The following is an 18,919-nucleotide window of genomic DNA, read 5'->3' on the forward strand; positions in this document are numbered from 1 at the left end:
GTTTGTCCGCAGAGTCTGGCCTGAGTGTTGGTTTGGGTATTGAACAAAATTGAGGTCACGGCAGGCATGCTGATACCCAATGGTTCAGGTGTCCATTTTTTTCGTTTCTCTCTGGCCGGCCTGATCCTGTTGGCTGGGCTGTGTTTGGAACGCTGATGTTCTCCCTGGGGAACATGGCATCCCGAAAAAACAGTGGCCTCGGGATTACGCCGGTCAGCGCCAACGCTTGGGGCATGGGTATTGGCGCGTTTGTGTTGTTGATTATAATTCTTGTGAGTGGCCAGCCTCTGGTGCTATCAACCACCCCGACCTACTGGTTAGCGCTGGTTTATCTTGCGGTTATTGGGTCCGTTGCTGGTTTTACCGCCTATCTTGTATTAGCGGCCCGAATTGGCTCCGCCCGGGCGGGTTATGCCACCGTGCTGTTTCCGATCGTCGCTCTGGCCATCTCAACGGTGTTCGAAGGCTACAGCTGGACACCACTGGCGATGATTGGAGCGACTTTAACTATCCTGGGAAACGTGATCATGTTCTGGCGGCCTCCAACAAGCAGGGTTATTCACCAAGGCAGTGTTCGCCAATAAAATCCAGCCCCTCGATTGCCAGGTTCATGGTTGCTGGCGTTTGGCAGGTTGCTGCCACACGCACAGACATTCGAATATACTCCGTGTATGGCAGCATCCGGCGTAAACCTTCACCTGCGAAGTTATGATAACGAGGGCAAACAACACACTCACGGTCACCACCAACTGGTGTTGCCCCTGCTGGGTAAGCTCTCGCTGTCTGTCGACAAAACCGAGGGTGCTGTCGCGCGTAACCGGGCCGCTGTTATCCCGTCCGGACGTGATCACGGGTATTGTGCAACGGAGGTAAATCAGTTTCTGGTGGCTGATTTGCCAGAGGCCCTGGCTCCGGCACTGGATCGGCTTCCCTTCTTTGTTGACCTGGATCCGGCCTTGCTCCACTACGTCCAGTTTCTGCACTCGCAATTGGTAAACGGTGCGGGGTCATCCCACACAGAGCACCAGATGTTGCTGCTATTAATTCAGCTTCTACAGGAACGGCACGGCGACAAACTGAACCTGGACCGGCGAGTATCTGCGGCAAAGCAATTCATTGACGATAACTTCCACAGGAAAATTACCGCTGCCGAACTCGCGTCTGTGGCCCACCTGAGCATTCGACAGCTTAATGAGTTGTTTCGTGTACAGATTGGCATGACACCGCACCATTACCTGACCGAAGTGCGAATGCAGGAATCCTGGCGTTTACTGGCGCAGTCAGACCTTGATATTCAGCGTATAGCCGATTGTGTGGGCTACCGCTCACTTTCGGCGTTCAGTGATCGCTTTTCCCGCCACTTCGGCAAATCACCCAGTCATTTCCGCCGAAAGTCGAAATAAGTCTGCTGTAATGCTAAAGACTGCTTGTCCGGTGGGGTTATAAACTTCGCCCTTCTGAAAACTATAACCGGCAGCCCGAGCCTGACACGATTTATTGATCAATCTTTGTTACGGAGGAGTTGAAGATGATTCGTTGGGATGACTTTGAAAAGGTAGAGCTAAGGATCGGCACGATCATCGAGGTGGAGGATTTTCCTGAAGCACGAAAACCCGCCTACAAGTTGAAAGTGGACTTCGGTCCTGAGATCGGCGTTCGTAAATCCAGTGCCCAGATCACTGAGCTCTATGACAAGGAAACGCTTAAAGGCAAGCAGGTGCTGGCCGTTACCAATTTCCCTCCCAAACAGATCGGCCCTTTCGTGTCTGAATGCCTGGTGACCGGGGTGCACACGGAGGCGGGTGGCGTGGCCTTGGTAACCCCGGATTTTGCGGTTGAAAATGGTGGGAGGCTGCTTTGATCGAGCTCACCTGAAACACTCACAAAGACCTGCTGCTGGCCAATGTCAGGCCTGATATTCATTGACATTGCCCCGTTCCTTTTGTAGAACGTTCTATAAATGGAACAGTCAGGAAGCAGTTCAAGTGGATCAACTCTCTCTCCAAACCCTCGGGCGACAGCTCCAGTCCCTGCGCATGGCTCGCGGATGGTCGCTTTCCCGGCTTGCCGCAGCAGCCGGTGTTGCCAAATCGAATTTGTCCCGCCTGGAACAGGGCAACGGCAATCCGACCCTGGATACCATCTGGCGGCTGGCCGGCCAGCTCAACGTGCCATTCGGCACCCTGGTTGCGCCCATTGGTGTACCGGTTGGTGATGAAGGTGTGCAGGTACGGCTTGTGGACCAAGGAGGCGACGATCCCCGGGTGGATGCCTACTGGATGTCCTGTGCCCCCAATACCACGCGGGTAGCTGAGGGCCATACGCCGGGGACCGTGGAATCCGTCACCGTTATCAGTGGTCAGTTGGAAGTTGGTGTTACGGAGCACGCCAGGCACCTGCAGGCCGGCCAGAGCCATTCATTCAACGCGGAAAATCCCCACATCTATCGCACCCAGGATGCCTGGGCAACGCTGCTGGTGACCATCGTGTACCAGAAGGACGGTGAGAAGCCATGAGCGATCATGCGACAAGTGTGCACCGGCACGCCTGGGTAAAGGGGATGCGGGATGCGATTCCGTTGCTGGGCGGGTACATACCGGTAGCAACCTCGTTTGGCCTCATTGCCAATCAGGCCGGCTTCAGCAGTTGGGAGGCGATCATTATCTCGCTGGTCATTTATGCCGGAGCATCCCAGTTCCTGTTTGTGGGAATGGTTGCCTCAGGCGCACCTTTGTGGCTTGTGGTACTGATGACGCTGTTGATCAATGCCCGGCATCTGGTTTACGCGCCCAATCTCGCGCCCTGGTTAACCGGCAGTCGGCGGTGGCTCTGGCTGATGCACGGGCTGACGGACCAGATCTTTGCCCTGGCCCATACCCGCCTGCCGGCTATGCCGCCCTCGCAACGCCTGGGGTGGTTCACGGGGGCCATGCTTCTGGCCTGGTTCAGCTGGGTCGGCGGTACGGCCCTGGGCGCCATTGCAGGGCAGGAGCTGACCGAGCGCTGGCCATTGCTGAACGACATCATGCCCTTCGCGCTGCCGGCGCTGTTCCTGGTGCTGCTGGCCCCGAGGTTCACCTCCTCGTTATGGGCCGCGGCATTGGGCTGCTCCATTGTGGTGGCCCTGCTGTTCGCGGCCAATGGTCTGCCCAATGTGGCGATACCGGTTTCCGCGCTTCTGGGTGCTGCGGTGTTCTTTATGATGCAAGCCAATACGAGGGCGGAGGTGCAATACAATGGCAAGTGAGCTTTGGGTGGCCGTGATGGTTGCGGCAGTGGGCACCTTGCTGATGCGCTTGTTGCCGCTGGTGTGGATGCAGAGACGCCTGGGCCGGGAGGACAGCCAGGGGAGTACAGCGGCCATGCCTGGATGGCTGGGTGTTCTTGGCCCGGTGATGATCGCCGCAATGCTGGGCACCTCACTGGTACCGGCAACCGCAACCCTGAATGCCTGGTTAGCAACCGCCGTTGGGGTGTGTATCACCCTGCTGGTCTGGTGGAGAACGAAATCACTGGGCTGGCCTGTTATCTGGGGCGTTGCGGCGTTTGGTGTGGTCAGGGTTCTCGCTTTCGTTGTGAGTTGATCTGATCATTGTCGGGGTTTCACGGGAGGGCATGGCTCAGATATCATTCGTGCTTGACCAACGCGGGGTAGAGTGCACCGCTGCCGAGGATCACTGCCGGCCCGGTGCAGAGTGGGCAGTAGCCAAGAGCGTCGATCCGGCCACTAGCGGTCGCGCTGTCAGGAGGCGTGATGGACCGTGCAAACCGCAACCGATCTATTTCCTTGTGGTGGTTGGCGCTGGCGGCTGGACTGATTCCGCTGTTAACCATTCACGCAACGTTTGTCATTGCGGCTCTTGAGGGCCACATCTCCTGGTGCATACCCTACTGGGACAGTTGTACCAGCATCAGCCGAACCGGGTGCCATGGCTTGGGCTGGTGGCCGCCGTTGCCCTGGCCGCCTACACATTGGCCCTTGGCCACGAAGGTGAGGGCTTCAACCTCACCCGCCGCATTGGCGTAGTGTTGTACTTCTCATTGACTTACATTGCACTGCTTCTGATCAGCTCGGCCCTTCGGGATCATCCGCGCTGGCACCGAAGCGGAAACCGCCTGCTGTGGTTGAGCGAAGTGACCCTGGCGGTGGGCATTGTCTCGGTCATCCTTAGCGCCGTGGCCCCCGATTTATACAGCCGCATAGACAATGCCTTTGAATGGGTGCTGGCGCTGCTCTGGCGGCAGAGTTCGTTCCGGGCAAGGCTTTGGGCGTGGTGAAGACAGCGTCGTCTGGCTCGGCGAAAACCACACATAACGCCGGCCATCACTGGTGACAAAAACCGCAGCGAAGCGGAGGGTTTGGCATCCGGTGCATGGCATGGATATGTGGTGATTGACACCCAAGCTATAAGGGTATGCATCTACCAGCCATCCAGTTTGATCCCATTTTCCCGGAGGTAATCACCTTCTTTCTCCATGTATTCATCTACCCATTGAGAATAGTCCGACTTCTCGTTGTTGAACGGTTGCGCCTTATAACGCCCCACCTCAATCGCATTTTCCGCCCCATTCATTATCCAGACAACCACCGTGCCCCCTGGTGCCAAGCCAAAGGTAAGGTCGTTACGAGGCATTTCAAAGGTTTTGCCATATCGCTCAAGTGGGGCGATCTCCTTCATTCTCTCTTCAATCTCACGAGCATTCTCCAGTTTGATTAACGCCCGGTAAGATTGCTGCTCAGCAAACGAGAACCACTTGATGAGCACCAGCCCCGGCATTGCCTGCCATTCCGCATTCCCTCCAGAGGGTTCTTTCCAGCAACAGGAGACGCTCCCGATGGGCGCCCGCCAACCGATTTCACCCGACACAGATTCGAGGATAAAAGTCTCGACCCATGCATCGTAGTGTTGCGGCACCACAACGGAGATACTTCGATAGGAGGGATCTGGGCCATGCGTTGGTTCTTCTGGTTGACTGTGATCAGAACACCCCAGCAGCACCAGGACACAGAAGCTAATAGCGAGCGTCTTAATACTCATGGTATTCCCCCTCTGACCATTGCCCCTTATTCGGATGGACGGTTCGGCGGCCATAATTGCCGGGTTTGAAGGGGTACAACGGGCCAAGCTTCAAGTAATGGTCGGAATGGTGAATATACCGCTGTTTCAGTAACGCTTTGGATTCCGGAGTCATCAATAACTGGCTGCCATGCCAGACGTGAGCCGCGAGATTTCTGGCAACCGTCATTAATTCTTGCGGTAAAGAGAGGCCTTCTACTTCTGGGTTGATAGATTGGAAGGGAACACCAGCATCCATCGCCAACTTGTGCATCAGATACAGCGGAATACGGGAATATTCACCGCGAACCTCCCGGTCCAGCCAAAGCCTGAGCGTAATTTCGCCGCCCGGCAAATCGGGTGGGCGTTCCTGCTCGATATCCAATGTTGCGAGTGGGTTCAGTGGCCCTATCCAACCCTCATTTTTAATCAGTGCACGTTCCTGCAACATGCGGGAGAATTCAAAACTGGCTTCGGGATTACGGCGATCCTTTCCTTTGACAACCAAGGACGGACGAACTTCAACCCGTTCTCGAAAGTGATCCGGGTAACCGCCGCCAATATCGGAGTGAACACCCGGAAGCACCCATTCGCTGAAGTGGTCCGGCAAGTTGCCGGACTCACCCCGGAGGCTGTTGAGTGAGAAGTTGTGCCGGCGCTCATCCCGTGCGGCAAACTGAACGACCCGTTCGGCATCCTCCGGCCGCAGGTTGATGTTGATGCGCCCAGTTTCGGCATCATGGGCAGAAAAATCCAGGTTGCCAAGATCCACAATCGCCGCAACGGTATCGAACAGGCCGACAAAGCGAACGGTAACTTTCTTGGGCCATGGGATGCCCTGCCGCTCGAATGCTCTGACCAAAGCCCCTTTGTATTCACCGTATAAGGAGCTCGTTGTGTCCCGCACCTCTCGGCTGACAAAATGCCGAGCTGTGGCCGCGCCACGGCTGAAGCCGAAAACGTCTAGTATTAGCTCGTCGATGGGATCACTGACGAGCCGGATGATTTCATTCGCCAGATCGTCGCAACCTTGATCGACTTTCTTTAGTATGCCTTGCTCTCCAAGGCCCAGACCCATACTGGGTCCGTCGTCTGGCTGTCCTGACTTGGTGCCCACACCTGCAATATAAATGGAAGTCCTGCGTGCTTGGCCCCATTCATCACTCTGGAATTGGCCCTTCTGATACATTCGCTCCAGCTTGGAAACATTGGTTTCCGCATTAAGGTAACTGCCTTCCATGATCTGAGACAGTTCGTTGCTGCACTCTTCTTCTGAGATGGCCCCAGCCGCATTGGCTGTGAGGCATTCATCTATTTGCCGCTGATACATCTGGGTATTGTCGCGGTTATTGCCAGTGCCGTCGAAAAAGATGCCAGCCTCTACCCGGACTTTGGGGCGGTTCTCTTCTTCGGGCGAGCCCTCCGGTGACTCGTCAGAAACGCCTTCGTCAATCAATGCGCCTCTCTGTGCCGCTTTGCGAACAAATTCCTGCGGATCTTTGTCCAGCAACTCTTTCGCGGCAGGGGTAAGCTGGCCTTTGTCATCCAATGCGCCAGCCATTGCAAAATCGACGATAGGTGCTGTGGTGGTGGCAACACCCAGTATGACTCGCTGATTACCGGTGACAATGGAACCACCGTGACTGGTTGGGCTACCAAGGTAGGCAACGGGCATACCATCGGCCAGCGCCAGCGGGTAGCCTTGGGTAATAACCGCACCACAGCCGGTGACATCGCCTACCCGGGCAATGGGCTTGCCTTCAACAAGGATGCTGGAGCCGTTTGGCATGATGGGGGAGGAGCCGTGCCCTTTGATCGGGCAAACGTGCATGTCGCCAACGCAGGCGGCAATCAGATTGCTCATGATGAGAGTTCCTTTCTGTAATGTGTAGCGTCCTGGCTACCCGTGATTGAGCATGGCTCAAAACCCGTAATTTTAGCATGATTGGCACCACATAACGGCAAGTTGTGCGACCGGGTTGGTGCTGTTTCCTATCGTTGCGCTCGCAATCTCGACGACTCGCTGAAACATGTATCTAAGTCTTTCACTTAGAGGTAATAGATTTACACTGACGGGGTCACTCTCCCTGTTGTGGAGGCCCGTGCTGTTTTGTCTTGGCGTGGCTGAGCAGCTCTGCCAGTTGGCTCTGCACTTCGCGTAGCTGGCGGTTGATCTCATCACGCTCATCATGCGCCTGCTGGGCCTGCCTGGCATTCTGCTCCTCGCTCATCACTTCCAGAATGGCACCAATCATCATGTTCAGAAACACGAAGGCCGTCAGGAAGATAAAGGTCAGGTAGTAGATCCAGCTAAGGGGGTATTGCTCCATGGTGGCGTACATTACGTCGGTCCAGTCCTCGAAAGTGGCTACTCGGAACAGGGTGAGCATGGAGATGGCGACATCGCCCCAGAGCTCGTTGTCCACGCTGGCGAAGAACATGGAGCCCATGGCGGCGTAAATGTAGAAAATAATGAACATCAGCAGCGCAATGTAGCCCATGCGGGGAATGGCTTTGAGCAGGGAGTTGATCAAAAAGCGCAGTTCCGGCACCACGGAGACCAGGCGCAGCACCCGGAATACCCGCAGCAGGCGACCAAGCAGCACGGCTTCGGAATTGTCCAGGGGGATCAGGCTGCCGATGACTACCAGGGTGTCGAACAGGTTCCAGCCGTCCAGCAGGAAGCGGCGTTTTACCGGGCTGGCGGCGAAGCGAAACAGGATCTCGACCAGAAAGAACAGGGTGATGGCTGCATCCATCAGGCTCAGGGACTGTTCAACCAGGGGCGGCAAATCGTAGGTCTTGGCCCCGATGGTCAGTGCCGAGAGAACGATAATGCTGATCACCACGCCCTGAAAGAGGGTGCTGGATTCAATACGGCGCAACTGGTTGAAGCCGGGAAAGGGGGACACTTCCGGGGACATGGTTTTACTGCTCCAGGTGATATCGGAAGTATGGATTCTAATGCGCCGCCCGGCTCTGGAACAGGGTATTTACCAGTATTTAAAGAAACACCCATCCGCTTTTGTGTGGTGCGAATGGGTGCTTGTCATTCTATCCGGCTTGCAACTGCTTATTTGCGGCCCAAAGGGTAGAACAGCTGCGGCGTTGCCAATTCCGGCAGATCGGTCTTTTCGGTGTTCTCCGCCCACTCCACGCGCTCTGCGCTGCGAATGGCGTAGTGCATCCAGGCCAATGCAGCGGCGGCAATTACGAACATGAGCATGAAGCAACTCTGCCAAATGCCGGTAATGTCGTTCAGCGCGCCAAAGGTCAGGGGCAGAATGAACCCGCCCAGCCCGCCAATCATGCCGACTACACCGCCAACAGCACCTACGTGCATGGGGTAGTAGACAGGAATATGTTTGTACACAGCCGCTTTGCCGAGGGACATGAAAAAGCCCAGAGTAAAAATGAGTGCCACAAACACCGGCAGGCTCATGCCTATGCTGAAGCGAATGTCGCCGTTAATGCCGTGCACTACATAATCTGTAGGCGGGTAACTCAAAAGGAAGGTGCAGATAACTGAGGCGATAAATGTCCAGTACATCACGCGCCGAGCGCCGTAGCGATCAGACATCCAGCCGCCCAGTATGCGGAACAGGGAGGCTGGAATGGTATAAAGCGCTGCGATCATGCCTGCAGTCGTTATGCTAAGCCCGTAAACGCCAATCAGGTAGTGTGGCAGCCACAGCGCCAGGGCCACGAACGCCCCGAATACGAAGAAGTAGTAGAGAGCAAAGCGCCAGACCCGCAAATCTTTCAGTGGCTCCATCTGCTCCATGAACGAACGGGGTTCTTCGGCTTTACGCCCGGCAGAAAGCGGGTCTTCCTTTGCCAGAAGAATAAACACAACGCCCATGACCGCTAATACAGAGGCATAAACCTGGGCTGTAGTCTCCCAGCCAAAAGCCACCAGCAAAAAAGGTGCGCCGAAGTTGGTTACGGCGGAGCCAACGTTGCCTGCGCCAAAGATACCCAAAGCTGTGCCCTGGCGTGCGGGCTCAAACCAGGCAGCGGCGTAGGCGACGCCAACAATAAAGGAACCACCGGCAAGGCCAACTCCCAGAGCACCCACCAGCAACATGGGGTAGGTAGTGGCAAAGGTTAGCAGGTAAACACAGGCAGATGTGGTGAGCATGAGTATGCCGAATACCCAGCGCCCGCCGTAGCGATCGGTCCAGATGCCCAGAAACAGCCGGCTGATGGAGCCGGTCAGAATAGGCGTGGCCATTAGCAAGCCAAGTTGAGTGTCTGAAAGCCCCAGATCTTCCGCGATGCGGATGCCAATGATAGAAAAAATGGTCCACACAGCAAAACACAGAGTGAAGGCAAATGTGGATAAGCCCAGAGCCCGGTTCTGTTGTGACTTGGTTGGTGTGCTCATAATGTCCGCTCTCTTGGTCGGCATGGTTCGGTCATAGTGTTGTGATTAAGGATTTTTGATGTAGGCATCTTTGCGCAGGTAGAACCACCAGTTCACTACCAGGCAAAGCGCGTAGAACACGGCGAAGCCATACATAGCCACTTCCGGAGTACCAGCCTGAATTTGCTGGCCCAGCAGCTTGGGCGCAATGAAAGCGCCATAGGCGGCGATGGCGCTGGTCCAGCCAAGCACTGGTCCTTTTTGCTGTTGGTTAAAAATGTAACCAATGCTGCGGAAAGTAGAGCCGTTGCCGATGCCGCTGGCTGCGAACATCACGATGAACAGAATCAGGAACAGGGCGAAGTAGCTGTTCGGATCAGTGGAGTTGTAGGCCAGCATCATCACGTAACCGGTGGCCACCGACGCCACCACCATGATCACAGAAATGATCTGGGTAACGATGGAGCCGCCCATTTTGTCAGAGATCCAGCCGCCTACGGGGCGTATGAGTGCGCCAACAAAGGCACCCATCCAGGCCCAGGTGAGGGCGCTGGGGGCATCCGGGTTCACCACGCGAGTAACAGTGCCGTCGGCCGCTACTTCCATCATGTTGCCGAAAATGATGCTGATAGACAGGGGCAGCGCTGCCGAAAAGCCAATGAACGAGCCAAAAGTCAGGATGTACAACACCGTCATGGACCAGGTGTGCTTGTTGCTGAAGATGGCGAACTGGTTTTTGATGTTGGGTTTGATGTCACCGGGTATCAGGCGCAACAGAACCACGGTCAGGATGATTGTCAGTGGCAGGGCCAGCCACATGTTCATAACGCTAAGCGCCCAGACCCCCAGCACAGAGGTCAGGATACCCACGCCGTAAAGCCCGAGAATCTTACCGAATGCTGAAGCCGGGTTGCCCGGATTGGGGGTAACCACTTTCAGGTTGTTCATCCTGAACCAACCGGCGAATGCCAAGGGAATCAGGAATAACAACCAGATAAAGCCGGCGTTCTGGATCCAGGTTTCAGTGCCCGCTTCGATACGACCGATCAGTGTGCCGCTTGGGCTTTGCAGTTGCATGGAATCGCCTGCAAGAAAGCCGAACACCCCTACGGTCATCACCAGGGGAATCAGGATTTGCATGGTCGTTACGCCGAAGTTACCCAGGCCAGCATTCATTCCCAGGCCATAGCCCTGTTTGCTCTTGGGATAGAAAGAGCTGATGTTACTCATGGAGCATGCGAAGTTGCCGCCACCGATACCGGACAGAAGTGCCAGAGCCTGGAACACGATAAATGGTGTATCCGGGTTCATCAGCGCGATGCCGGTGCCTGCCGCCGGGATCATCAACAATGCGGTAGTCAAAAATATGGTGTTACGGCCGCCGGCGATTTTGATCATGAACGAAGCGGGAATTCGTAAGGTTGCGCCAGACAAACCGGCGATTGCGGAGAGACTGAACAACTGCTCTATGGAGAATGAAAAACCCAGGTTTTGCATTTGGGTAGTGATCATTCCCCACATTAGCCATACGGCAAAACCTATTAGCAAGCTGGGGATGGATATCCAAAGGTTGCGGGAAGCAATGTGTTTACCTTCTTGCTCCCAGAACTCTTCATTCTCGACATCCCAGTGTTCGATATCGGCGTTGGTCTTGGCCATAACAATGCTCCCTAGGTTTGCGTGCCCCCAATGCCGCATTGGGCGGGGTATCTGGGCTTCTCGTTACCATTGTGCAAAGTGTGGTCCCTGTGTATTCATGATATTTATCAAGGAAAAGGCTAAGCAGATAGGGAGCTATTATGAGCGCTTGTTTTAAGGGGGTCGGCGGGCAATTAAAGCTTTATTATTCAAAGAGATGCGTTTGGGCTATTACTAAAGGGGTAATCATTGTCGCGGTTGGCGCAGGAGAGGTAGCCATTCATTTCCTGCGGTTTTTCGCGTGTTTGGCAAGAATGCGGAGCCTAACGGTTAGCCACAGATAGGCCAGCGCCCAAAAGCTGGCGGAGAGCCACAAAAGTATCGGCGCGCTGAAAGGTGCGTCGCCTGCCATAAACCGGCTGATGGCAGCAGCAGAAAGCAACGCCGCAATGGGGAAAACCTCCACGGCAGCAGGCGACTTGCGGTGGCTTCGTTGCCAGGCCAGGCGAAGCATTACGCTAGTGGATAAAGTGCCCAGCGCGCCTATAGTGATCAGGTGCAACGCGGGGGCCACTGCAGTGCCCCTTAGCAGTGCCAGGCTGGTAGCCAGTGCGCCAACGGCCAGCCAGAGGTAGCCCGCGGCCAGTACCAGTAAATCCGGCCGTTCTGGGCATAGCCAGAGTTTCCAGCGCAGGGTACGCAGGGTGATAAGACCAGAGGCGGCCAATAGCAGGCTGCCTGTTATCCAGTCTGCTACCGGGAATGCCATCAGAAAAATGGCACCTCCTAACGCAATAATCAGCATGCCCTCAATGCGTGGCTGAACGCGCGCCTCTAACGCAATACCTTTCTTTTCCAGCGTGCCGGCAACTGCAGGAGCAATGAGTCTTCCGCCCATGAATGTCATCAGTAACAGCAGCCCTGTGATAGCCGCGTGCATCAGTTTATAGGGCCCTGGTAACCAAAATGCATAGGGTATATTTAGCGCGGTAGAAAACCAGAATGCCAGAGTAAGCAGGCACAGCAGTAAAATTAATGGCGCAATCATGCGGTTTCGCCATTTTTTGGCCGCGTTGAAGCGAGGCACTACATGCCAGGCAAGCAGCAGAGCAAAGGCCGGGCCCAGAAGCTGTGCCAAAAGGCTGTGTGGCAGGAATATCCAGCTTAAACGTGCTGCCAGCCAAAGGCCAAAAAGTGGATAGAGGAGGGTTTTCGGTTGAGGGCCGAGCGTGTAACCGGCCACTAAGGCCAGTGCAAAACCGAAAATCAGTTCATGGCCGTGTCCGGCGTCCAGCAAGCCCGCCGGCCAGCCTGTGCCGGACCATACAGCCCAAACGGATAGTGGAACCGCAATGGCTGCAAGCAGGCTTGCAGCAGGAAAAAACAGCCAGAAAGCTTGGGGCTTGGGCGCGCGCTTGGTGTTTAACTTGCTCAAGATCATCCCTGTTGATTGACGGTTTGGCGTAAGGCGCCTAAAAATAGTAGATAATAGCCGCCACAATATTGCAAAAACTGTCATGTGTGGCAAATGCGCCAGCCTGAGAGCAAGGAGAACTACCATGAACGTCGCCAGCTTGCTTAAACTTCCATTTTCCAGCAATGGAGGCTGGGGTGAACTTCAGCGCAGGGATTTGTCTATACCCGTGCTTGCATGGTGTATTGTGGTGCCCATGTCGCTTTTGCCACCTGTGTTGCTTTACTACGCGGGAACCCATTACGGCGATGAGTTTATTGCCGGGTTTGGCGGTAAGGAATGGCGCTTTATCACCACGATCCTTTTTCTGGCAGAGTTGCTGACGTTCTTTGTGATGGGCTGGCTGATCCACGCAGTGGTAGAAAGCCATAAACTGGAGATCAGTTACAACAACGCGTATCTGCTCGCCGCAATTGCGCCTTTGCCGCTTTGGTTGTCGTCGCTGGCCTTGCTCATACCTGCGGTGGCCGTCAGCGTAATAGCGGTGATGGCCGCGATGGTGTTTTCCTGCACTCTTGTGTATCAGGGCCTTAGAGCCCTGTGCCATCGCAGTCCTGACGATGTGCTTACCATGTCGGCCACCTACACGGTAATGGCGGCGTCGCTATTGGCTTGGGGTGTGCTTATGGCGATGGTTTGGGCGTTTTAAGCTCCGGGCGGCGATATGGAGCCGGTTTTCAGGCGTGAAAACGTTGCCGGCACCACGCCAAGCCAAGAGGCAAGCTGGTTGTCTGGTACACGCTTGACCAATTCCGGATACTCTTCAAGCAGTAGTTGATAGCGCTCTCTTGCCGACATGGTGTGCTTGCGGAATTCCCGCATGCTGGCCAATTCCGCCAGCTCCTCGGTCAGAGCCATTGCGAACCTGGGCCAGAGACCCTCACCGTGGGACTGAATGGCGGCGCGGAATTCGGCAAAATCGGCAACCCACACGGTGGCGGGTGTAACACTGGTGAGGCACAGGGTGTTGCGCACAGTGCGGCTACGGCCAAACACCGGCCAGACCATGTCCCCTTCGGTAAAGAAGTGATGCACTGCAACCTTGCCGCTGGGCGACTCCCGAAACAATCGCACTATGCCATATTGAATCAGATACACGTTGGCCCAGGGGGTGTCGTGTTTCTCCATCTGGGCTTCTACGTCTACTCGGCGTTGGTGAAACAGCTTCGTCAGGTCGTTTAAAAACCGGGTGTCTGGCGTGTCCTGTTTATCACTCAGTCTTATACCGAATACACGACTCAGCCCGTTGAGCAGTGCCATGGATTGCGGCGCTGGCTCCGGCAGGGTGATGTCTGGGTTGTTTTCTCCCAGCATGCAAGGGGAGGACGACACGTCGGGTCTATAGTTGCGAGTCATGGCACCGTTGATGATAAATTTAGATGATGTACGGGTAATGGTAACAGAAAATCGAACCAAAAATGATCTAAATCATTAACAGGCTTGTTCATTAGAGGCAGGTGTCTACCAAGTCAGGGGTACAACTAAAGGGTCGTTGTGAAGGTGTTTCGTTTAAACCAATATATGAAATATTAATTATGAATGTTGGAGATGGCGAGTGTTCGTTCGCCGCTTTTACACAGGCTCGGCTATGAATGTAAGTCAAATTATCAAGCATCAAGCACCAAGGGTTTCTGAAAATGACGTTTTACCAGCCGGTTGGTAATGAAGTAGAGATGTTCCAGGCTGCCGCTGATAACGGCCTGCCTGTTTTGATCAAGGGCCCCACAGGCTGTGGTAAAACACGGTTTGTGCGTTATATGGCTGAGAAGCTGAATCGACCCATCTATACCGTCGCCTGCCACGACGATTTGACGGCCGCCGATCTTGTTGGACGACACCTGATCGGCCCCGACGGTACTTACTGGCAGGATGGCCCGCTCACCCGCGCGGTTCGCGAAGGTGGTATTTGCTACCTTGATGAAGTGGTTGAAGCCCGCAAAGATACAACTGTGGTGTTGCACCCGCTTGCGGACGATCGCCGGGAGTTGCCGATAGAGCGCACTGGTGAACTGTTGGCTGCAGCGCCCGGCTTTATGCTGGTTGTCTCTTATAACCCGGGTTATCAAAGCCTGCTCAAGGGCATGAAGCCAAGCACGCGGCAACGATTTGTGTCGCTGAGATTTGATTACCCTTCTGAAGAGGCAGAGCAAACTATCGTAGTGGAGGAATCTGGCTGCGACCGCGATCTTGCGAAGCAGCTGGTAAGCCTGGCGACAGCGCTGCGCAACCTTAAAGACCATGACCTGGAAGAAGCGGCGTCCACGCGGCTACTGATTCACACGGCTCTGCTGATCCGTGCCGGTTTGCCAGCGCCAGCCGCCTGCCATGCGGGCATGATCGAGCCGCTCTCAGACGACGAAGCAACCGTTATTTCATTGATGGAGGTGGTATATGCAGTATTCGGGCGCCCGAACGAAACCCGCTAGTGGAGCGGTTGTTCCAACAATCTGGTATTTGTTGAACCTGCTGGCAACGCCGGTGATTGGTTTTGTGGTATTGCTCTGGTTGTTTATCCGCAGTTCAGAGGTTAACGAACTGCGGCGGGCCCATACCCGAGCAGCCCTGTTTATGTCGCTGATTGGTTTTACCCTGATCAGTTCGGGTGTTGCCATCGGCTGGATGTTCTTCGGCGACGTGGGGCATTTCGGAACATTTTCTTTGGTTTGGGCCATTGCCTTGCACACCGGGTTTGTACTTTGGGGCATGGTTTCCCTGGCCCAAGCTATGTCGGAGAAGATGCCTTACTTTCCGGCCAAGTGGCTCTAGCCTGATAAGTTGAGCGTAAAACCAGCGCAGAAGGCCTTCTGCGCTGGTGCTTATACAACTTATAGTGATTATGTGATGGTATGGAACCCGGCAACAGCAATGATTACCACAGGCGCCCATGCATGAGCTGCCAAGCGCCATCCACGTGGCGCGTTTTTCATTTCCATAAAGTGATCCACCAACAATAGGGACTTCACAATCACCATCCCAAAAACCAGCCAGGCCAGAAACTCTGGCCCTACACCGGCCTTTAGTGCAATTACCGGCAAGGCTGTGCAAATCATCAGGGCAAAATAGACCGTCAACATTGTTAGCTCTCCCTAGGCCAGCACGTAAATTATTGGGAACAGCACCAGCCACGCCAGATCCACCATGTGCCAGTAAGAGGCACCAGACTCCATGCCATTCATATCGGAACCGTCGTAGTCTCCATTGCCGATTTTTACGGCTAACGTAGCCAGAATAATCTGCCCCAGGATCACGTGCATGAAGTGAAAGAAGGTGAGGAAGAAATAGAACATGAAGAAGGTGTTTGTGCCCAGGTTATAACCCTGGCTATACAGATTCACGTATTCATACAGCTTGCCAACGGTGTAAATGCTGGAAACCACTACGGCAAGCCACAGGCGCCATTGCACGCCGGAGAGTTTGTTACGAAACTGGTTTACGGCGGTCGCGACCAAATAGCTGGCGGTGATCAGCGCAGCGGTATTCAGCAACCCGATCCATGGATGAAGAATCTCACGACCGGCGTGGAACGTGGCTGGGTCGAGGCTGCGGGCAACGGCAAAGCCGATGAACAGAATGCCGAATACGGCAAGCTCAGCAAAAATGAAAATCCATACGGCGAGATCCCCCGGAAGCTGGCGAGCGCCGGGTTCCGGGCCGGGTTCAAGAGCTGGGTCTGTCATATCAACGTGTCAGGTTCAGGTAAAGTTTAGGGAGCTGTAACGGTAGCTGTGCCGGGTCGCGAATCACCACGTAATTATTGCTGCCAAACACATAAGGCAGGTATTCGCTGGCGTCGTCATCAATGGTGACACAGAACGGCGTAAGACCGGCTTTGTGGGCTTCCTGCACTGCCATGCGGGTGTCTTCCACACCGTATCGGCCTTCATATTGGTCCAGATCGTTGGGTTTTCCGTCTGTCAGCAATAACAGGATTTTCTGTTGTTCATGACGTGCTACCAGCAGCTTCGTGGCCTGGCGAATCGCGGCGCCCATGCGGGTATAAAAGCCCGGCTCCAACGCCTGAATCCGGCCCCGAATGGTGGGGGTGTAAGCTTCATCAAAACCTTTCAGGTGATGGAACCTTACGTGGTCGCGTCGTCTTGATGAAAACGCAAACAGGGCGAACGGGTCGCGACTGGCTTGCAGGGCTTCACTGAGCAGTTGCAAGCCATCCCGGGCAACGTCGATGACCCGTTGATGGTTGTTTATATAAGTCTCGGTCGAGAGTGACACATCCGCCAGTACCAGGCAGGCGAGATCACGCTGATTCTGTTGGCAACGCTGGAACAGTTTTTGGTCGATAGCGCCTTGGCCGCGCCGGCTCTGAACTTCCCGTTCCAGACAAGCGTCCAGATCCAGCTCATCGCCGTCCAGTTGTCGTTTTTGCCATTGCTTGAGGGGTTTCAGTGCACTGAACTGGCGTTGCAAACGCTTTGCCGGTCGGCGCAGTGCCTCCGGGAGGTCTGCGGGCACGGCGTCTTTTGCCAGCATGGGTTGCAGGCAGCAAAAGGCCTGCCGATAGCTCTGGCTGCGCCAATCCCACTCCGGCAAGTGAATGCCCGGACCAAGCTGCAGATCGTCGTGTTCCTCCGAGGGTAGGTCAAGATCGAATTTGATAGCCGATGATGTTTCCTTGCGATCATTAGAAACGGAGATCATATCCATATCATCCGCCACCGATTCGGCATCTTCTTCGTCTGTATCATCGCCTGCACGGTCAACCGGAATGAAGTCTGTCCAGGAGAACAGGCTTTCCAGGCGAAAGATCATCAAACCTTGATCGCGATCGAAAGCATCTACTCGTTCTGCTTGTCGGCGCTTGTTCTTCTTGGTCAGTCCTCCGGGGCTGGATTGAGTGTCTTCATCGCCGGTTACGGGTCCGCTGGCTTTGCCTTGTTCCAGCGCCGGGTATAACCAGAGGATGACCGGCCAGGGGTCGGTGTCGGCAGCGGGTAGGGCGGGCACGCTGCCCGGGTGGATAAGAGCTTGCCGGATTGCCTGTTCGCGGATGGCTTCGGCTTCAGACAGGTTCTCTGGCTCGGGGCGCCAGTGCAAAACGTACTTAACCAGGCGCTGATAGACGGTTTCCAGCCCCGGCCAACGCACGATGACGTCCTGAACCAGCGACTGATTACCGGTAAACCAGCCGCGATCGGTGGTCGCAGGCGAAGCCGCGAGTGCTGCCAGCCAGATATAGAGATCCCGGTTTAAGCTTTCGGATGGAAATTTGGCCACTCTTTCAGGTAGACGCAGGTTCTGCTCATCCCGCCATGCCAGTTCAAATTTTCGGTGGGTACCTGCAAGTTTGTGCAAAAACCGGCGACGCAAGCGAAAGTGTCTGGGTTCTGCTGTCACCAAACTGAGGGCAGGGTCGCCCCCAAAGGCGCGGAACACAATGCCCAGACTGCGGGCCTCATCTTTCAGGTAAACGGCGTGCTCGGGAAATTCACCCAGAGCCTGGCGGGTAATGTACTCATGCCATTTGTAGCCGACCCACTCTTCCATCTCAGGCTCCTTTCATTTCAAGCGCTGTTAAGCCCGCTGCTTGGCAGGCTGGCTATCAAGTTGGTGTATAGGGATCAAAACAGTCTGCCGGCTTGGCTCGCCTGGCTGCCAGTGCAGCAGACTGCCTTCGGGATTGTCTTTTTGCACCTCACGGCAAGCGCTCACGCATTGCAGGCATTGGGTGCAGGAAAATTTTGCGCGTTTATGGCTGCGGGTTGGCAGCCGCATGGGGCAGGCGGCGTCGCAGGCTTTTGTGCAGTCGCGGCAGGCCGCTGCGCGAGTGGTGTCAAAGGTGACCAATTGTCCGCGGCCATGGGTCATCCAGGCAATGCTCTGTACAACGCCAAATACGCAGCCGTATTTGCAAAAAAGGTGGCGCGCAAACAGAAAGTCCAGTGTAAAAACCGTGGTTGCTACGGCAAGAAAAATACTTGGATAAAAGCCCAGACTGCCAGTCACCAAATCGACATAGAGTGGAACAGGCGGTAGCAAATACGAAAGCAAAGCCAGGGCCCAGGAAAAGCCGATTGAGGCGCAAACCAACGTCAAACCGGCCCAGTGTATAACCTTGCCACGACGACCTTTTTTCAGGGCCTCCCAGAGGGTGGGGCGGCCGGTAATGCGTGTCATCAGGTTGTTGATGGTTTCTACCACCGAGAAGTGCGGACACAGCCAACCGCAATAAATTCGCCCCCATTTCCAGGCAACCCACAACACAAGGGGAACCAACACCAGAATGGGGAGAATAAACCACAGCAGAACCTGGCTGGCGACGTCCATAGGGGAACTTTGCACCACCCAGTCGAGATTCAGGTTGAACGAAAGCGGAAACCCGAACAATACAAACCGGGTTTCCGTTAAGTCATAGCGAAAAATATTCAA

21 protein-coding genes are annotated in these 18,919 nt (G+C 55.0%); 10 read left to right on the forward strand and 11 right to left on the reverse strand.

Features of this window, described 5'->3' with window-relative positions; translation table 11 throughout:
* Positions 1–140 precede the first annotated feature (140 nt).
* The 7 genes from ACTHYN_RS07870 to ACTHYN_RS07900 all read left to right on the forward strand — a co-directional run bounded on the left by ACTHYN_RS07870 (position 141) and on the right by ACTHYN_RS07900 (position 4,278).
* Positions 141–584, forward strand: a complete 444-nt coding sequence (locus ACTHYN_RS07870; protein ID WP_441811905.1) for an EamA family transporter — start codon at positions 141–143, stop codon at positions 582–584.
* Positions 585–671: 87 nt separating this feature from the next.
* A complete protein-coding gene (locus ACTHYN_RS07875) occupies positions 672–1,403 on the forward strand; it encodes a helix-turn-helix domain-containing protein (protein WP_441811906.1) in 732 nt (243 codons plus the stop codon).
* A 119-nt stretch (positions 1,404–1,522) separates the two neighbouring features.
* Positions 1,523–1,861, forward strand: a complete 339-nt coding sequence (locus ACTHYN_RS07880) for a tRNA-binding protein (protein WP_441811907.1) — start codon at positions 1,523–1,525, stop codon at positions 1,859–1,861.
* A gap of 124 nt (positions 1,862–1,985) precedes the next feature.
* Positions 1,986–2,516 (forward strand): helix-turn-helix domain-containing protein, encoded by a 531-nt coding sequence (locus tag ACTHYN_RS07885; RefSeq protein WP_441811908.1) that lies wholly within the window; start codon positions 1,986–1,988, stop codon positions 2,514–2,516.
* Positions 2,513–3,247, forward strand: coding sequence for an AzlC family ABC transporter permease (locus ACTHYN_RS07890; protein ID WP_441811909.1), 735 nt, complete (start codon positions 2,513–2,515; stop codon positions 3,245–3,247). The genes ACTHYN_RS07885 and ACTHYN_RS07890 overlap by 4 nt, the downstream gene beginning before the upstream one ends.
* Positions 3,237–3,584, forward strand: a complete 348-nt coding sequence (locus ACTHYN_RS07895; RefSeq protein ID WP_441809016.1) for an AzlD domain-containing protein — start codon at positions 3,237–3,239, stop codon at positions 3,582–3,584. Before ACTHYN_RS07890 ends, ACTHYN_RS07895 begins: the two co-directional genes overlap by 11 nt.
* 295 nt (positions 3,585–3,879) lie before the next feature.
* Positions 3,880–4,278, forward strand: a complete 399-nt coding sequence (locus tag ACTHYN_RS07900; RefSeq protein WP_441811910.1) for a hypothetical protein — start codon at positions 3,880–3,882, stop codon at positions 4,276–4,278.
* A 143-nt stretch (positions 4,279–4,421) separates the two neighbouring features.
* Here ACTHYN_RS07900 and ACTHYN_RS07905 read toward each other — a convergent pair whose 3' ends face one another.
* From ACTHYN_RS07905 to ACTHYN_RS07930, 6 genes are all read right to left on the reverse strand, one after another.
* Positions 4,422–5,039, reverse strand: a complete 618-nt coding sequence (locus ACTHYN_RS07905) for a DUF2931 family protein (RefSeq protein ID WP_441811911.1) — start codon at positions 5,037–5,039, stop codon at positions 4,422–4,424.
* Positions 5,029–6,921: a phospholipase effector Tle1 domain-containing protein gene (locus tag ACTHYN_RS07910; RefSeq protein ID WP_441811912.1), complete on the reverse strand. Its 1,893-nt coding sequence runs from the start codon at positions 6,919–6,921 to the stop codon at positions 5,029–5,031. The genes ACTHYN_RS07905 and ACTHYN_RS07910 overlap by 11 nt, the downstream gene beginning before the upstream one ends.
* A 214-nt stretch (positions 6,922–7,135) precedes the next feature.
* Entirely contained in the window at positions 7,136–7,981 is an 846-nt protein-coding gene (locus ACTHYN_RS07915; protein ID WP_441811913.1) for an ion transporter, read from the reverse strand.
* A 149-nt stretch (positions 7,982–8,130) separates the two neighbouring features.
* On the reverse strand, positions 8,131–9,444 hold the full coding sequence (locus ACTHYN_RS07920) for an MFS transporter (RefSeq protein WP_441811914.1): 1,314 nt from the start codon (positions 9,442–9,444) through the stop codon (positions 8,131–8,133).
* A gap of 45 nt (positions 9,445–9,489) precedes the next feature.
* Positions 9,490–11,082: an antiporter gene (locus tag ACTHYN_RS07925; protein WP_441809530.1), complete on the reverse strand. Its 1,593-nt coding sequence runs from the start codon at positions 11,080–11,082 to the stop codon at positions 9,490–9,492.
* Between the two features lie 259 nt (positions 11,083–11,341).
* Positions 11,342–12,496: an NnrS family protein gene (locus ACTHYN_RS07930; RefSeq protein ID WP_441811915.1), complete on the reverse strand. Its 1,155-nt coding sequence runs from the start codon at positions 12,494–12,496 to the stop codon at positions 11,342–11,344.
* A 124-nt stretch (positions 12,497–12,620) separates the two neighbouring features.
* Between ACTHYN_RS07930 and ACTHYN_RS07935 the strand changes: the two genes are divergently transcribed.
* Positions 12,621–13,184, forward strand: a complete 564-nt coding sequence (locus tag ACTHYN_RS07935) for a Yip1 family protein (RefSeq protein ID WP_441811916.1) — start codon at positions 12,621–12,623, stop codon at positions 13,182–13,184.
* On the opposite strand, the gene ACTHYN_RS07940 is transcribed toward ACTHYN_RS07935, so the two are convergent.
* Positions 13,181–13,891, reverse strand: coding sequence for a Crp/Fnr family transcriptional regulator (locus ACTHYN_RS07940; protein WP_441811917.1), 711 nt, complete (start codon positions 13,889–13,891; stop codon positions 13,181–13,183). The two genes, ACTHYN_RS07935 and ACTHYN_RS07940, sit on opposite strands and share 4 nt — an antisense overlap.
* Positions 13,892–14,172: 281 nt before the next feature.
* On the opposite strand from ACTHYN_RS07940, the gene ACTHYN_RS07945 reads away from it, so the two are divergent.
* Together ACTHYN_RS07945 and ACTHYN_RS07950 are read left to right on the forward strand one after the other, a co-directional pair.
* A complete protein-coding gene (locus ACTHYN_RS07945; RefSeq protein ID WP_441811918.1) occupies positions 14,173–14,961 on the forward strand; it encodes a CbbQ/NirQ/NorQ/GpvN family protein in 789 nt (262 codons plus the stop codon).
* Positions 14,927–15,301, forward strand: coding sequence for a hypothetical protein (locus ACTHYN_RS07950; protein ID WP_441811919.1), 375 nt, complete (start codon positions 14,927–14,929; stop codon positions 15,299–15,301). Before ACTHYN_RS07945 ends, ACTHYN_RS07950 begins: the two co-directional genes overlap by 35 nt.
* A gap of 68 nt (positions 15,302–15,369) precedes the next feature.
* Here ACTHYN_RS07950 and ACTHYN_RS07955 read toward each other — a convergent pair whose 3' ends face one another.
* From ACTHYN_RS07955 to ACTHYN_RS07970, 4 genes are all read right to left on the reverse strand, one after another.
* A complete protein-coding gene (locus tag ACTHYN_RS07955; RefSeq protein ID WP_441811920.1) occupies positions 15,370–15,609 on the reverse strand; it encodes a cytochrome C oxidase subunit IV family protein in 240 nt (79 codons plus the stop codon).
* Between the two features lie 12 nt (positions 15,610–15,621).
* Positions 15,622–16,212 (reverse strand): cytochrome c oxidase subunit 3, encoded by a 591-nt coding sequence (locus ACTHYN_RS07960; RefSeq protein WP_441811921.1) that lies wholly within the window; start codon positions 16,210–16,212, stop codon positions 15,622–15,624.
* Position 16,213: 1 nt separating this feature from the next.
* Positions 16,214–18,037, reverse strand: coding sequence for a nitric oxide reductase activation protein NorD (locus tag ACTHYN_RS07965; RefSeq protein ID WP_441811922.1), 1,824 nt, complete (start codon positions 18,035–18,037; stop codon positions 16,214–16,216).
* Positions 18,038–18,064: 27 nt separating this feature from the next.
* Positions 18,065–18,919 (reverse strand): 4Fe-4S binding protein (locus ACTHYN_RS07970; RefSeq protein WP_441811923.1); only part of this gene is annotated, 855 nt, incomplete at its 5' end.

This window comes from Marinobacter sp., from assembly GCF_052091845.1.
GTDB lineage: Bacteria > Pseudomonadota > Gammaproteobacteria > Pseudomonadales > Oleiphilaceae > Marinobacter.

What these genes read in the sequence shown, in the direction of transcription:
- ACTHYN_RS07920 (WP_441811914.1), bottom strand. Translation starts at nt 9,444, where the DNA reads ATGAGCACACCAACCAAGTCACAACAGAACCGGGCTCTGGGCTTATCC.
- ACTHYN_RS07905 (WP_441811911.1), bottom strand. Translation starts at nt 5,039, where the DNA reads ATGAGTATTAAGACGCTCGCTATTAGCTTCTGTGTCCTGGTGCTGCTG.
- ACTHYN_RS07890 (WP_441811909.1), top strand. Translation starts at nt 2,513, where the DNA reads ATGAGCGATCATGCGACAAGTGTGCACCGGCACGCCTGGGTAAAGGGG.
- ACTHYN_RS07940 (WP_441811917.1), bottom strand. Translation starts at nt 13,891, where the DNA reads ATGACTCGCAACTATAGACCCGACGTGTCGTCCTCCCCTTGCATGCTG.
- ACTHYN_RS07895 (WP_441809016.1), top strand. Translation starts at nt 3,237, where the DNA reads ATGGCAAGTGAGCTTTGGGTGGCCGTGATGGTTGCGGCAGTGGGCACC.
- ACTHYN_RS07960 (WP_441811921.1), bottom strand. Translation starts at nt 16,212, where the DNA reads ATGACAGACCCAGCTCTTGAACCCGGCCCGGAACCCGGCGCTCGCCAG.
- ACTHYN_RS07945 (WP_441811918.1), top strand. Translation starts at nt 14,173, where the DNA reads ATGACGTTTTACCAGCCGGTTGGTAATGAAGTAGAGATGTTCCAGGCT.
- ACTHYN_RS07910 (WP_441811912.1), bottom strand. Translation starts at nt 6,921, where the DNA reads ATGAGCAATCTGATTGCCGCCTGCGTTGGCGACATGCACGTTTGCCCG.
- ACTHYN_RS07915 (WP_441811913.1), bottom strand. Translation starts at nt 7,981, where the DNA reads ATGTCCCCGGAAGTGTCCCCCTTTCCCGGCTTCAACCAGTTGCGCCGT.
- ACTHYN_RS07965 (WP_441811922.1), bottom strand. Translation starts at nt 18,037, where the DNA reads ATGGAAGAGTGGGTCGGCTACAAATGGCATGAGTACATTACCCGCCAG.
- ACTHYN_RS07925 (WP_441809530.1), bottom strand. Translation starts at nt 11,082, where the DNA reads ATGGCCAAGACCAACGCCGATATCGAACACTGGGATGTCGAGAATGAA.
- ACTHYN_RS07955 (WP_441811920.1), bottom strand. Translation starts at nt 15,609, where the DNA reads ATGTTGACGGTCTATTTTGCCCTGATGATTTGCACAGCCTTGCCGGTA.
- ACTHYN_RS07935 (WP_441811916.1), top strand. Translation starts at nt 12,621, where the DNA reads ATGAACGTCGCCAGCTTGCTTAAACTTCCATTTTCCAGCAATGGAGGC.
- ACTHYN_RS07875 (WP_441811906.1), top strand. Translation starts at nt 672, where the DNA reads ATGGCAGCATCCGGCGTAAACCTTCACCTGCGAAGTTATGATAACGAG.
- ACTHYN_RS07950 (WP_441811919.1), top strand. Translation starts at nt 14,927, where the DNA reads ATGCAGTATTCGGGCGCCCGAACGAAACCCGCTAGTGGAGCGGTTGTT.